General features: G+C 46.0%; 10 protein-coding genes and 1 other RNA gene. 9 read left to right on the top strand and 2 right to left on the bottom strand.

Features of this window, described 5'->3' with window-relative positions; all coding sequences use genetic code 11:
* The first annotated feature begins 70 nt into the window (after nt 1–70).
* On the top strand, nt 71–2749 hold the full coding sequence (rnr, locus tag ACWPWY_RS18230) for a ribonuclease R (RefSeq protein ID WP_454193102.1): 2679 nt from the start codon (nt 71–73) through the stop codon (nt 2747–2749).
* A 145-nt stretch (nt 2750–2894) separates the two neighbouring features.
* On the opposite strand, the gene ACWPWY_RS18225 is transcribed toward rnr, so the two are convergent.
* Both ACWPWY_RS18225 and ACWPWY_RS18220 read right to left on the bottom strand, forming a co-directional pair.
* Nucleotides 2895–3962 carry a response regulator transcription factor gene (locus tag ACWPWY_RS18225; RefSeq protein ID WP_454193101.1) on the bottom strand — a complete coding sequence of 356 codons (1068 nt, stop codon included), beginning with the start codon at nt 3960–3962 and terminating at the stop codon, nt 2895–2897.
* Between the two features lie 79 nt (nt 3963–4041).
* Nucleotides 4042–5835: a sensor histidine kinase gene (locus ACWPWY_RS18220; protein ID WP_454193100.1), complete on the bottom strand. Its 1794-nt coding sequence runs from the start codon at nt 5833–5835 to the stop codon at nt 4042–4044.
* 135 nt (nt 5836–5970) lie between these two features.
* Here ACWPWY_RS18220 and ACWPWY_RS18215 point away from each other — a divergent pair, with 135 nt between their 5' ends.
* The 8 genes from ACWPWY_RS18215 to ssrA all read left to right on the top strand — a co-directional run bounded on the left by ACWPWY_RS18215 (nt 5971) and on the right by ssrA (nt 13804).
* Nucleotides 5971–7347 carry an ABC transporter substrate-binding protein gene (locus ACWPWY_RS18215; protein ID WP_454193099.1) on the top strand — a complete coding sequence of 459 codons (1377 nt, stop codon included), beginning with the start codon at nt 5971–5973 and terminating at the stop codon, nt 7345–7347.
* A 24-nt stretch (nt 7348–7371) separates the two neighbouring features.
* The gene (locus ACWPWY_RS18210; RefSeq protein WP_454193098.1) at nt 7372–8334 is read left to right on the top strand and encodes a carbohydrate ABC transporter permease; all 963 of its coding nucleotides are present in this window, start codon (nt 7372–7374) and stop codon (nt 8332–8334) included.
* Nucleotides 8335–8378: 44 nt separating this feature from the next.
* Nucleotides 8379–9203 (top strand): carbohydrate ABC transporter permease, encoded by an 825-nt coding sequence (locus ACWPWY_RS18205; RefSeq protein WP_454193097.1) that lies wholly within the window; start codon nt 8379–8381, stop codon nt 9201–9203.
* Nucleotides 9204–9289: 86 nt separating this feature from the next.
* Nucleotides 9290–10201, top strand: a complete 912-nt coding sequence (locus tag ACWPWY_RS18200) for a sugar phosphate isomerase/epimerase family protein (RefSeq protein WP_454193891.1) — start codon at nt 9290–9292, stop codon at nt 10199–10201.
* A 57-nt stretch (nt 10202–10258) separates the two neighbouring features.
* On the top strand, nt 10259–11326 hold the full coding sequence (locus tag ACWPWY_RS18195; protein ID WP_454193096.1) for a Gfo/Idh/MocA family protein: 1068 nt from the start codon (nt 10259–10261) through the stop codon (nt 11324–11326).
* A gap of 63 nt (nt 11327–11389) precedes the next feature.
* Nucleotides 11390–12418 carry a Gfo/Idh/MocA family protein gene (locus tag ACWPWY_RS18190; RefSeq protein ID WP_454193095.1) on the top strand — a complete coding sequence of 343 codons (1029 nt, stop codon included), beginning with the start codon at nt 11390–11392 and terminating at the stop codon, nt 12416–12418.
* Between the two features lie 285 nt (nt 12419–12703).
* Nucleotides 12704–13183 carry an SsrA-binding protein SmpB gene (gene smpB, locus ACWPWY_RS18185; RefSeq protein ID WP_160036738.1) on the top strand — a complete coding sequence of 160 codons (480 nt, stop codon included), beginning with the start codon at nt 12704–12706 and terminating at the stop codon, nt 13181–13183.
* Nucleotides 13184–13440: 257 nt separating this feature from the next.
* Nucleotides 13441–13804: a transfer-messenger RNA gene (gene ssrA, locus ACWPWY_RS18180) on the top strand.
* Nucleotides 13805–14012 lie beyond the last annotated feature (208 nt).

The raw sequence follows: 14012 nt of genomic DNA, 5'->3' as shown, positions 1-14012 counted from the left end.
TGTTATTTTCGATTTTGAATTAAATTTTATACATAAAAACCTACTTTTATGTTTCCTAGAGGTGAAGCTAATGATAACAGAACAGCAATTACTCGATTTCATGCATGAAACGGCCTACAAGCCGATGACTTATCAGGAACTGGAACAGCATTTTAACATTGAAGATGCTGCTGAGTTCAAAGAATTTCTTAAACTGCTCAATCATCTTGAAGATGAAGGGAAGATTGTGCTTACCAGTGCAAACCGCTATGGCGTACCTGGACGGATGCAAATGGTTCGTGGACGACTGCAAGCGCATGCCAAAGGGTTCGCATTCCTTATTCCTGAAGATCGCGAGCATCCGGATGTTTATATCCATGCCAATGATTTAAAAAGTTCCATGAACGGAGACACCGTTCTTGTTCGTGTAACTTCCAAAGGACCAGAGGGCGGCCGACTTGAAGGAGAAGTTGTTCGCATCGTTAAACGTGCGATTACCCAAGTTGTGGGTGTATTCCAAAGCCATGAAGTATACGGCTTTGTGATTCCAGATGACAAGCGGATCAATCGGGATATCTTTATTCCTCGCGGAAGTTTTCTAGGCGCAGTAGATGGCCAGAAAGTGGTAGTGAAGATTGTGAATTATCCGGAAGGCCGTGCAGCGGCAGAGGGCGAAGTGATTGAGGTCCTCGGTCACAAGGATGATCCAGGTATTGATATTCTATCCGTTATCCGTAAGCATCAACTTCCAGAGGGATTCCCTGAAGAAGTGATGGCAGAAGCAGAGCAAGTGCCTGAGTCAATTACAGAAGAGGAAATTGCTCGTCAGGGACGCCGTGACCTGCGTGGTCTGAACATTGTTACCATTGATGGTGAGGATGCAAAAGACTTGGATGATGCAGTAAACGTAGAACGTCTTCCGAACGGACATTACCGGCTTGGCGTTCATATTGCAGACGTAGGGTACTATGTACCTGAAAATTCGAAGCTTGATCAGGAAGCTTATAATCGTGGATGCAGTGTTTACTTGGTAGACCGAGTTATTCCGATGCTTCCTAAACGTTTGTCGAACGGTATCTGTAGTTTGAACCCGCAGGTGGATCGTCTGACCATGTCTTGTGTCATGGAGTTTAATGAGCAGATGAAGGTCGTTAAACATGATGTGTTTACAAGTGTGATCAAGACCAAAGAGCGGATGACCTACAAGAATGTATATAAAATTCTGGAGGAAGAAGATCCAGAACTGATTGAACGTTATAGCGACTTGGTAGATGACTTCAAACTGATGAAGGAAATCGCCATGAAGCTTCGTAATATGCGGATGCGCCGCGGCGCAGTTGATTTTGACTTTGAAGAAAGCAAAATTATCGTTGACGAAGAAGGTAAACCGGTAGATATCGTGAAGAGAGAGCGGACGGTAGCTGAACAGATTATCGAAGAATTCATGCTTGCTGCCAATGAGACAGTTGCAGAACATTTCCACTGGCTAAAAGTGCCGTTCATCTATCGTGTCCATGAAGACCCGGATCCGGAGAAATTGCAAAACTTCCTCGCCTTTGCTTCCAATTTTGGATATCAGGTCAAAGGACGCGGCAATGCAATTCATCCGAGAGCACTGCAATCGCTTCTTGAAGATATTCAAGGAACCAAAGAGCAGACGGTAATTAGCACAATGATGCTGCGGTCTATGAAACAAGCGAAGTACGATTCGGAGATGTCTGGACACTTTGGCCTTGCGGCTGAATTCTACAGTCACTTTACATCGCCAATTCGTCGTTATCCAGATCTAGTCATTCACCGTGTCATGCGTGAAGTATTCGAGAACAACGGTGCGCTTAGTGAACAGCGTCAGGAATACTTGGCTAGCCGTATGCAGGATATTGCTCAGCAGTCTTCCGAACGTGAACGTGTTGCGGTAGAGGCAGAGCGTGACACAGAGAAAATGAAAAAAGCGGAGTTCATGCTTGATAAGGTCGGCGAAGTATTCGAAGGTATGATCAGCAGCGTAACCAGCTTTGGAATGTTTATTGAACTGGAGAATACAGTAGAAGGTTTGATCAGACTGAGCATGCTTACCGATGATTATTATCATTTTGATGACCAGCATATGGCTCTTATTGGAGAGCGCACGTCGAAGGTATTCCGTATCGGCGATGAGATCGAAATCCGTGTGGCTCGCGTAAATATGGATGATTACACGATCGACTTTGAGATGCTGGACATGAAACCACGTCAAGGACGTCCTAATGGTGGCCAGGGCGGTCCGCGCGGTGGTCGTGGGGGTCAACGTAGCGATGGACGCAGCGGAGGCGGTAGCGGCAACCGGGAAGGTCAGCGTGGACGGAGTACAGAGACAGGAAGCAAGGATGAGAAACGCGGTACCAAAAATCTCACTGCAAATGCAGGCGGTAATGCGAATCGTGGTAAAGAAAGTGGACGCAGTGGACGTGACAATAAAACGAACCCTCGTTCATCGGATCGTCCAAGCTTTGGATTTGGATCTGGCAAAGGTGGATACAGTTCGGGAGGATCATCCTCGAGCCCAAGTTCATCCCTCTCTGAAAGCCGCGGCAGTTATAAACAAGGGAAAGGCCGCAAAAAGAAAACAACCCAAAGTGGAATTTTTATCGGCAATCCGAATTCCACTGATCAAGCAGTGAATCCACCGGCAGCAGAGGGTGAATCAGCCGCGGGTAAACGGAAACGAAATAAAAGCAAAGGCGGCAACAAGAACGGAATGGCCGCATTTGTACGTAAGAAGAAAAAATAGTCCCTCTTCCTAATAATAGAGCTGCTTACACTAAGCTGATATTTCTATAAGAATGGGGTAAAAAAGAAGCTGGCACAGAAGTCCTTCAAACAGGATCTTCGTGTCAGCTTTTTTATGTGAATAAGCCCTGCAATTGGACAGCGAGCTAAATGCTTCGATGCAGTTTACTATAATCAGCTGGGGCAATGCCATAGATTTTCTTAAATGTTTTACTGAAATGAGGGTAGTCTGTGTAACCTACTCGTTCACAGATTTCGGAGGCACTGTGAAGCTGCCCGTCAAGCAGTATCTTCGCTTTTTCCATGCGTAGCCGAGTAAGGTACTGTACATAACTAGTCCCGGTTTCTTCTTTAAATAAACGACTGAAATAGGTGACCGACATACTTGCCATATCAGCTGCAACCTGAACAGATAGGGTATTGTCAGATAGGTTTTCTTTTGTATATCTAATTGCTTTGGAGATGTGAGTCCGTGAGCCGAAATTTCGTGATGACTTCACCGCATGGAGCAAGACTTGAGTATAAGATCTACACTGGGACAGAACAGAGGAAGTATTTTTACTTATGTCTTCTGTATCAGCAATTAACTCTTTATAGATTGGAGGATCGGGAAAAGGAAGCCCCCGATTCTTGAGTTCCTTCGTGAGTTTTTCTTGCAATATGTTATCTAAAGTGGGAAGAGGAATCTCATCCGCGGCTTCTTCTTCGTAATGATGAACGAGTTTGAGAAGCAATTCGTCTACAGCTTTTTCATCCAAACGCCAGATCGCATCGGCTAATTCTAGCAGGAGCTTTTCATGACTTAGAAACCACTCTCTATAATCCATTACTTTCCGTTTTTGTTTCTCTAAACGGTGGTAGATGGCTGTAAGTGTCTGCTGAAACTTTACAGGGCTTACGGGCTTCAGCAAGTAGTCTTCTACCCCTAATCGCAGTGCACGCTGTGCATACTCAAATTCTCCATATCCAGAGATGACTAGAAAGAGAACATCGGGCCTTACTTGTTTTGCTTCCTCAATAAAAGCAAGACCATCCAGACCTGGCATACAGATGTCGGTAATGATGAGGTCTGGTTTCTCTTTCAGCAGTAAAAGTGCTTCCGCTCCATCTTCGGCTTCGCCTACGACACGGAAAGGATGTTCCGAGAATTCCACCAGCTTCGCCAAACTGCGATGAATCATGTACTCATCATCAGCAATGATTACTTTATACATGAAAACTCCTCCTAAGTGTAAAGGTGGGATAGGCAGTGAGCATCTCGTCATTCATTTTGATGAACCTAAAGAGCTATGATCATTTCAATTGACGTGGTAGTCTAACTTCGATATGCGTTCCTTCATGGTTAGATGAGGCGATATACAGCCCGTAATGATCTCCAAAAGACAGACGTATTCGCTCATGTACACTTGCGAGGCCAATACCACTTGATGTAATAGCCTGAGATGCGGGTGCTTGCTGAAAATAGGCATTTAACTGCTTCCGCTTTTCTTCACTCATTCCATGCCCAGTATCTTTCAAGTGGAGAACATACCGATCTTCCTCTGTGCTCAGGGTAAGTCCTATATAGGCAGGCGGAAGGCGATGATTCTGATATCCATGAATAAAAGCATTTTCGGCCAGTGGCTGCAGCGTCAGGCGAATCAGAAATACGTGATGGAGTATCGATTCATCCAGGTCTATATCGATCCTCAGTTTGCGGTACCGGGCTGTCTGAATATCCAAATACGCTCTAAGATGATCAATCTCCTCTCGAAGAGTAACGATTTGGTGTGCATTCTTTAAATTGTAGCGGAAAAGATCCGCAAGAGAGGTCGTCATTTTGCTAATAACCTCATTGTTCTCGATGATCGCATGACTATTAATGACCTCTAGTGTGTTGTATAGAAAATGAGGATTAATCTGTGATTGCATGGCCTGCAGAGCAGATTCTTTCTGAGCCAGTTCATGTTCCCGCTCCTTCAGCTTGGCAGACTGTACCTCCTTCACAAGTCGTTTCAACTCCCCGACCATATGAGCATGACTTCGAAAAAGCTTTCCAATCTCATCGCGCCGCTCCGTCATTGTGGTAATCGGCAGCGAGAAGTCCCCCGTCTGGACCCGCTTCATTAACCTTTCTAGCAATGATAAAGCACGGCTAATTTGGAGTGAAAATCCCCCTAGGATAAAGACAGTAACGATCATAATGCATGCAAAAAAATAAATTGCCGTAGCACGAAGGTCTAATAGTTCGCCAATCACGGCATCCTTAGGCTGTTCTAGAGCAACAACCCAGTCGGTCTGAGAAGAGTGTTCATACATTAAAATATTTTGAAGATCCGTTTCATATTCATGTAATAAACCTGTCTTGCTGGATGTAAGTTCATGAACAAGGGGCGGCGCAAGAGAAGTACCAATTCTCGTCTGCTCTGGATGATAAATGACCTGTCCACTGGTTGCATCGGTAATCCATATTTCAAGTTCATGGTGAGAGACATTTTTGCATATGCCTGCAATCTGGCTGAGATGGAGATCAACAATTAGCAAACCTTCAAATAAATAGCTCTGATTGCTCGGAATCTTTCGTGTCACGGTTAGGACGGGCTCAGAACCTACATAACGAATCCCCTCAATATGAAAATCGTCCATTTGCTCCATTTTTCCTAGTAGGAGCCGATTCCGGTGCGTAATTTGGTCCATATTCAGAAGTTCTGGAGCACGAGTGTAGTCACTGACAACAAAGCCGTTCTTCGCTACAAGGGACATGCCCACTACATCATCCCTGCCGTAAAGCATTTGGGCAAAGATCCCCTTTTCAATTGATTCAGATAATTTCAGATAGGCGTAAGGAGACAGGCTGCGACTATTGATTAGATTTTGAATGCTTGCGCCTGATAGAGAAGGATAGGTGGAGGTTTCAAGACCGGCAATATATAAGTTTAAGTACTCTGTGGTCTGGGACACGATCCGCTGGTTCGAAGCAATAGTTGATTCTTCAATGGTTTCCGTGGAGGCATTGTACCAATAGGTGCCGAGCAGAAGAACAGGCAGACAGACGAACAACAGGCTAATGGCAATGAGTTTTTTGTTGATGGTTAGATTCTTCAGCATGGACTGCTTGATCACTCCCTTGCCAAACTTCAGTGTAGGAAAAGACAACCGGAATACGAAAAACCATTCCACTTAGTCTTACAATATTTACAATATAAGGTGTGAGATGGATCTAATATAACGGGGGGCGGTTTCATGGTCAAGCGTAAAGGCATGTCTGTACTCGTATGTATGCTGCTTGTGCTGACAGTATTCGCAGCAGGTTGCAGCAAGGGCGGGAGTGGTACTGCAGATTCACCGGGGGGAGTAACAGAACCTAAGCCAGGCACAGATACACCAGCGCAGGAGCAAACCGAGATTACCCTTGGTTATTATTCAGATGGGAAAAGCGACGCCAAGATGAAAGAACTCATCACTACATTTACGGATAAGCATCCTAACATTACTGTAAAAACGCAAAGTGCACCGTATGGCCAGTTCTATCAAAAACTCGATACCCAGATTGCGGCGGGTAAAGCCCCGGATGTGTGGTTATCAGATGGAGCACTTGTCATGAAGTATGCAGAGCGTGGAACGCTGAAAGATGTGACGGAGTGGATCAACAAGGATCTGAATACAGATGATTATTACGGCTTAGAGTTCAATAAAGATGCCGAAGGCCACTACTGGGGAATTCCCCAAGGAATTCAGATTGGTGTGCTGTATTACAACAAAGATCTTTTTGATAAAGCAGAAGTGAGTTATCCGGAGGATAGCTGGACTTGGGAAGATTTGAAGAAAGCGGCGGAAAAACTAACGGTCGATGCAAGTGGAAAGTCAGCTGTAGATGCAAGTTTTGATGCAAACAACGTAAGTCAGTTCGGTTTAACCTTTTTTAGCATTACCGAAGGTTGGTTCTCTGTACTGAAATCGTATGGCGGAGGCATTCTGGATGAGACAAATACAAAATCCATCGTAGATTCCTCCGAAAATAAACAGGCAATGGACTGGATCGTAGACGGTATGAACAGAGGAATCTTTACGGATCCGGTTGATCTGAAAAGTTTCCAAAGCTCTATGGCGGTATTCCCAAGCGGCTCTGCGGCGATGCGGATCGGAATTTATGCCCGTGTTCAGGCAGCCAATGAAGCAGGACTTAATTATGATGTAGCGTTACTGCCGACAGGTCCAGATGGCAAGCGTTTTTCTCCCGTTATTGCAAATTCATGGGTGATCAGTGCAAAGGCAGATGAAGCTAAGGCACAAGCGGCTTGGGAATGGATGAAATTCTGGGCAACGGAAGATGAAGTGCAAAAAGAGTGGGCAGCACTTGGCGAAGCCGTTCCGGTGAAAAAGTCGGTAGCAAATTCCGACGTATTCCTTACCTCAGGAGCAAACCCTGCGAACCGTCAGGCTTTCCTTGATAGCTTTGAGTTTGCCGGTACCCTCGATACGAATGCGGTATGGGAAGAATGGGTATCGAAGTTTAACGAAAATGCAGAGCGTGCTTTCCTTGGCGATACACCTGTAGAAGAAACACTGAAAAAAGCGAATGAAGATATACAGAAAGTGCTGGATGGTTTTTATCAGTAATATGTAGACAAAGGAGAGCCGCCCATGATCCCAAGTGAAACTCCTCAAGAAGTACAGAAAAAAAAGCGGAGGTTTCAGGCGGCGGGACGAAGCAGGTTATTGCGATCAGAAGGCAGGTGGGGACTCCTCATGGTGTCCCCCTATCTGATTCATTTTCTCGTCTTCGTGGCAGGACCGCTGGCTGTCTCCCTCTATTTCAGCTTCACCAAGTATGACATGTTAACTCCACCGAAGTGGATTGGACTGGGGAATTATCAGCAGTTATTTCAGGAACCTTTATTCTGGAAATCCCTGTGGAACACCCTTTACTTTGCTATCCTTTTCGTGCCGATCCAGACGGTGCTTGCGCTCATTCTTGCTGTGATGCTGAATCAGAAGCTGAAGGGGCTGAAATTGTTCCGAATGGCTCACTTTATTCCGGTGATCTCTTCCTGGACGGTTATTCTTTATGTGGCTGATTCGATCTTTAATCCCCGTTTTGGGATTGCGAACTCGCTTCTCATAAAATGGGGTCTTGATCCGCAGCAGTGGCTGAACAGCGAAAAATGGGTGATTCCCTTGCTCGTTATCATTGCCGTATGGAAAGGAATCGGGTACATCATGATTCTATTTCTGGCAGGGCTCCAAAGTGTTCCCGGCGAGCTGTACCAAGCGGCAGAAATGGATGGAGCAGGTGCTTTTCGTAAATTCCGTGCCATTACGGTACCGCTTATATCGCCTACCACGTTTCTTGTCATCATCCTAAGTACAATCTCTACGTTTCAGGCATTCGAACAAGTCTACGTCATGACAGGGGCCGGGGATATCTCTTCCGCAGGCGGTCCTCGAAATGCGAGTCTTGTGCTCATGTTGTATTTGTATAGAGAAGGATTCTCCTTCATGCATATGGGTTATGCCTCGGCGATTGCTTGGGTGCTGTTTATGATCTTGTTCAGCCTCACGCTCGTACAGATGAAAATGCAGAACCGGTGGGTGCACTACAATTGACGGCGGCTTGCCCTGTTTTTCTGTAAGAAAGGAAGTGGATACGGATGCCCGGTAAAAACCTGCGTAAAGCAGCTGCATATCTGGCTATTATGATCAGTTCGCTCGTTATGCTTGTCCCATTTGCCAAGGCTGTACTCAATTCTCTAAAGACCTATAAAGAATATACAGCCGTTCCGCCTACCTGGTTCCCGGACATCTTCCAGTGGTCAAACTATGCTGAAGTGCTGAAGCTGGGGGATTTCGGAACCCAAACGATGAACAGCTTTATTGTATCCATACTCTCGGTGATTGGGACGCTGTTATCCTGCTCTTTAGTCGGTTATGCGTTCGCGAGACTTCGGTTTCCGATGAAAAATATACTCTTTCTATTTGTACTCGGTACGATGATGATTCCGCCTGTGGTTATTATTATCCCGCACTTTATGATCTTCAACTCCATGAACATGCTAGATACACTAACCCCGCTGTGGGTCATTGAATGGCTTGCTCAGCCGTTTGGCATCTTCTTAATGCGGCAGGCGTTTCTCGCGATCCCGGGGGAGTATGAGGAATCAGCCAAAATGGAAGGGTGCAACCCGCTGCGGATTTACTGGCGTATCTACATGCCGATGAGCTTACCTTCGCTTGCTACCCTCGCAATCTTTACGTTTATGAGTAAGTGGAATGAGATTTTGGCTCCTTCCATTTACCTGAGTTCCAGTGAGAAGTTTACCCTTCCGATTGGGATCTTGGGGCTGAAAGGACAATGGGTAGGGAATGAGCAATTGATGGTTGCTGCGGCACTGATGAGTTTGCTTCCGATCCTGCTTGTCTTCTTGTTTGCTGAGAAATATTTTGTGCAAAATCATTCTGCGTCAGGAATTAAGTAAGGGCAGGGTTATCCCAGTCAGACTAAGAAGAAGGCTTGAAATCATATGTCGCTTCACACTAAGGAAGAAGAGGAGTGAGCGTGCTGATGAGTAGTGGGCTTGAGTTTACAAAGAAGATACCCCTGGCTGCTTTTAGTGGATCACTGATAGATTACCCTCTGCGAGAAGCAATGGAAATTACGGCTGGGCTTGGATTCGATGGGATGGAAATTGCTTGCCGCTCTCCTCACCTTGGGCTGGATACACCCCTGGAAGAGGTGAGAGAGTTAGGCGATTATGCAGCGAGGCTTGGACTTTGCATTCCGGCACTAGCAGGATACACGGGTCACTTCTCTACTTTAAATGATGAAGAATGTGAAGCTGCACTGAAGGAATTTCGGAAGTTGCTTCAGATTGCCAAGGTATTATCCGTTCCTTACATTCGGGTTTTTCCGGGAGGGCCTAATTCGTTCTTGGCAGAGGATCAGCATTATGAGAGAGCGGCTCACTATCTACAGAAATGTATCGCAGAAGCCGAAGAGTCCGGAATTCTGCTGCTACTTGAGATTCACAATCAGACCTTAGTGGAAGATGCAGACAGTGCGCTGCGGCTGTTAGAGCTAACAGGAGGATCAGGGCTTGGTTTTATCCATGATGCAGGCAATATGTATATTTCGGGCGTGGACTATGGAGAAACTTCGGTGCATAAACTTGGAAGTCATCTGAGTCACATCCATATAAAAGATGAGAAACGAATTGCGATAGAAGGAGCAGAAGGATCTTTTAGCAATCGGACTCGGCATGGCATAGAGGCATTTATGCAGTGCAGGCTAGGGGAAGGGGCCGTAGATCACCGGCCTATGTTAGCTGCTGTTCTGGAGAGCGGGTATACCGGCTGGATCACACTGGAGTGCGCAGCTCCTTTTCCACCGAAAGAGCGGCTTGCTTACGATCTAGCTGAGATCGAAAGTCAGCTTGAAGCTTTGAAAGAGGGGAAGAGAAGCAGTTCACTTGAATAACTGGAGTCAGCTGATGGTGGCCCCATGCAGATGCAAGTAGAAGGAGGTAATGGTCCCATGACGTTTCGTAGCAAACGAACAGAAACGGATGGAAAGGGTGATTACGTTGCTTTTGCTATAGCGGGTTGTCAGCATCCCCATATTTCTATCTTTATAGAGGAAATGCAGGCACTCGGGCACGAGTGTGCTGGGATATATGATGAAGGCGATCAAACGCTGGCAAGGAAGATAGCCGAGCAGTACCAGCTTCCTTTTGCGAATCGTATGGAAGAACTGCTGGCAAATGAAAAGGTACAGTATATCGGCAGTTCTGCTATTAATAACGAGAAGATTCAGATCGCTGCTGCCTGTGAGCGGTACGGAAAACATCTGATGCTGGATAAGCCTGCTGTGGTAGACCAGGCAGGACTGGATCAGCTGGAACAGATCATTCGCAGGGGAAAGATTCAGATCGGCATGCTGTTAACGGAGCGATACCGGCCGGCTGTATATACGCTGTATGATCTCATTCGTAAGGATGAACTAGGACAATTGATTAGTATTACGATGCGAAAACCACATCGATTACGACCTGATACCAGGCCCGATTGGCATTTTAGCAAGGAACAGTCCGGCGGGATTATTGTTGACTTGCTCATACATGATTTTGATCTCCTCAGATGGCTTACAGGGCAGGAAGTAAGCGAAGTGAGCGGCAGAATGGGGAAACAGATGTTGCCGGAGTACCCCGAGTTCTATGATACGGCAGCAGTACAAGTAGAAATGGATCAAGGAATTATAGCACAGCTGTATGCTGACTGGCATGCACCCGAGAAATGCTGGACATGGGGAGATGGCCGTATTTTTGTAACGGGGACAAAAGGAAGTGCGGAGATTCGGCTTGCGGGTGACCCTGCTGTTTCGGCTGAGGAAGAGCTGCTGCTTATGATGACGCATGAACAAGGACTTGTGGAAGTTCCACTAAGAGCACCCATAGCATCGGTTACAGAGGATTTTTTGAGACGTGTCCGAGGAGAATCACATGATTTCACCCACCAAGATTTACTTGAATCGACCAAAGCAACGTTGCTTGCCGATGAGCAGGCAAAACGCGTGGAGTTCGTAAGACCAATCTCACAGTCATAAATCTTGAAACCCAGATCTAGCTAAAGGTGAGAGCATAATGAATGGGGCAGGGGGAAAATAAAAATGGGATCTAAGGTGGAACCGCTAAGGTATGGAATTGTCGGTTGCGGGATTATCGCAGAAGTTCATGCAGTGGAGATGGTCAAAATACCAGAAGCTGAGCTGATCGCCGTATGTGATAGCAAGCCCGATCAGGCAGCTAGGTTCTCAGCACAATACGGGGCGGCTGCATACAGCGATCTCGATCAGTTGCTTGCACGGACGGATATTGAAGCAGTATGTATCTGTACCCCTAGCGGGCTGCATGTCGAGCAAGTGATTCGTGCCGCTAAGGCAGGGAAGCATGTACTTTGCGAGAAGCCGATGGCCATTGAAATAAAAGGAATGGACCGGATGATTAAGGCTTGCCATGAGGCGGGTGTCAAGCTGGCTACTATTTTTCCAAGAAGGATGTCTCCCCAAGCACAATATGCCAAGCAGCTCATTGAAGAGGGTGCTCTGGGCAAGCTGAGCTTATGTTCTGCTTACGTCAAAATTTATCGCAGTCAGGATTATTATGACAGTGCCGGCTGGCGTGGAACCTGGGAGATGGATGGCGGGGGAGCCATGATGAATCAGGGAATTCATACGGTCGATATGCTGCAGTGGCTTGCTGGGAGTGTCGTCTCATTACAGGGAAAAGCCAGGAATGTACTCAGAAACATCGAGGTAGAGGATACGGCCATCACCATGCTTGAGTATGAGAGTGGAGCAATGGGTGTGCTGGAGATTACTACAACTGCTTTCAAAGGCAAAGGAATGCGAATAGAAATCTACGGTGAGAAAGGTTCGCTGATCATCGAAGAAGAAGATATTGTACAGCTGGAGATTGAAGGGCAGCAGGTTCAGCTTCCTGAATTTCCGCCATTTCAAGTGATTCCTGATGGACATAGGGAGCAGATCCGAGATCTCTGTTATGCCGTGCGTGAGCAAAGAGAGCCGGTGATAACCGGAGAAGAGGGAAGACATTCGCTGGAGATCATCCTTGGAACATATGCTTCTTCTCGTCAGCAAGAAGAAATACGGCTGAAAGAGTATTTCGCTGTGAGATAGGCGTAACATGTAGGAGCGACTGGAAGAGGAAAGATGGGCCGGCAGGATAAATTCTCTGCGGGCCTTGGTTTATTTTTATGAGGATTTACAGGGGGAGGAATGAAGTCTAATGTAGAGGTAATATTAATAATTCCTAATGCTTCAAAAAAGCTTGTTTGGGGTACAATGCATATAGAGGTTTGTTACCTTGATTTTGGGTCTGTATATTTGTTACAATAAAGACCGGAATGGAGTTAGCTAGCAATACCGTCCAGTGAATAAATGATCCTGAGAAGAGGTGAGAACATGGCGAAGAATACGGACAGTAAAGTGCTTGCGCAGAATAAAAAAGCTTCCCATGACTACTTTATCGAGGATACGTATGAAGCAGGGATGGTGTTGACCGGTACGGAGATTAAATCTTTGCGGAATGGTCGTGCGAATATTGGAGATGCCTTTGCGACGATTCGTAATGGTGAGATTCATATTCACAACATGCACATTAGTCCATTTGAGCAAGGGAACCGTAACAATCCGGATGACCCGACAAGAACGCGTAAGCTGCTGATGCATAAATCGCAGATCCATAAACTCCTTGGATTATCCAAGCAGGATGGATACTCGATTGTACCACTCAAGATTTATATTAAGAATGGGTACGCGAAGCTGCTTCTTGGACTTGGTAAAGGTAAGAAGCAATATGATAAGCGAGATACTGCTGCGAAGCGGGATGCACAACGTGATATTCAGCGTGCACTGCGCGAGAAGCAGAAGATTGCTCGTTAAGATGTAAGGTTTAGGGTATGAAGCTTCATATGGTAACGGTCTCCTTGTTTACCTGCAAGATGTAGGCTGCCATCTGTCGCATTATATATATTTTTGTGATATACTAAGTTTCGTACGAGAGAGGAACATACGATCTCGTGAAGACAAGTTTTTACTGCTTCTGATCATCCTTTTACCATGGAGGAAAAGGATGCGGAATAGATCTACTTTTTGCTCAGGATCATGATCCGATCTATCCAAGAAGCCCTTTTTATTAAGGGGGCGTTTATGGATTCGACGGGGATAGTTCGAGCATGGGTAGCGGGTAGTGGGGACGCGTCCGCTTCATCAACGCTAAAGCCTATTAAACGGCAAACAACAAAACAACTACGCTTTCGCAGCTTAATAACCTGTGAGCGTGCTCTTACTCTGTATCGCCCATGTACCGGGATAAGGGCTCAACTTTAGTGGGATACGCTGTCTAGTCTCCGCCTGCGGCTAGCTGAAGAAGACAACCAGGCTGACCTGAAGGGAATCCGGTAACGGGGAGTCTCTAGGGTGACATTAAATCTGTTACTACACCCGTAGAAGCCTATGTGGCGTTATCTTCGGACAGGGGTTCGACTCCCCTCGCCTCCATTTTAAAAAACCCGCTCATTGAGCGGGTTTTTGCATTTCTTATGGTTGAATTGTAGTCCAAATGTAGCCCAAACTTTTTACTCTCTATATTTTCGGGGAATTCCGTAGTCCATTGGGCGCTACAACACCGTTACGTTACCCAAAAAGGAACGTTTTACAGGACAATCCTATAACAAGGAACAGTTAAATATTTTACTTGAAAATTTGAAAA

It is taken from the genome of Paenibacillus sp. Marseille-Q7038, assembly GCF_965111595.1.
Note: the sequence above shows the minus strand (reverse complement) of the source record. Positions and strands in the feature narration are given on the sequence as shown.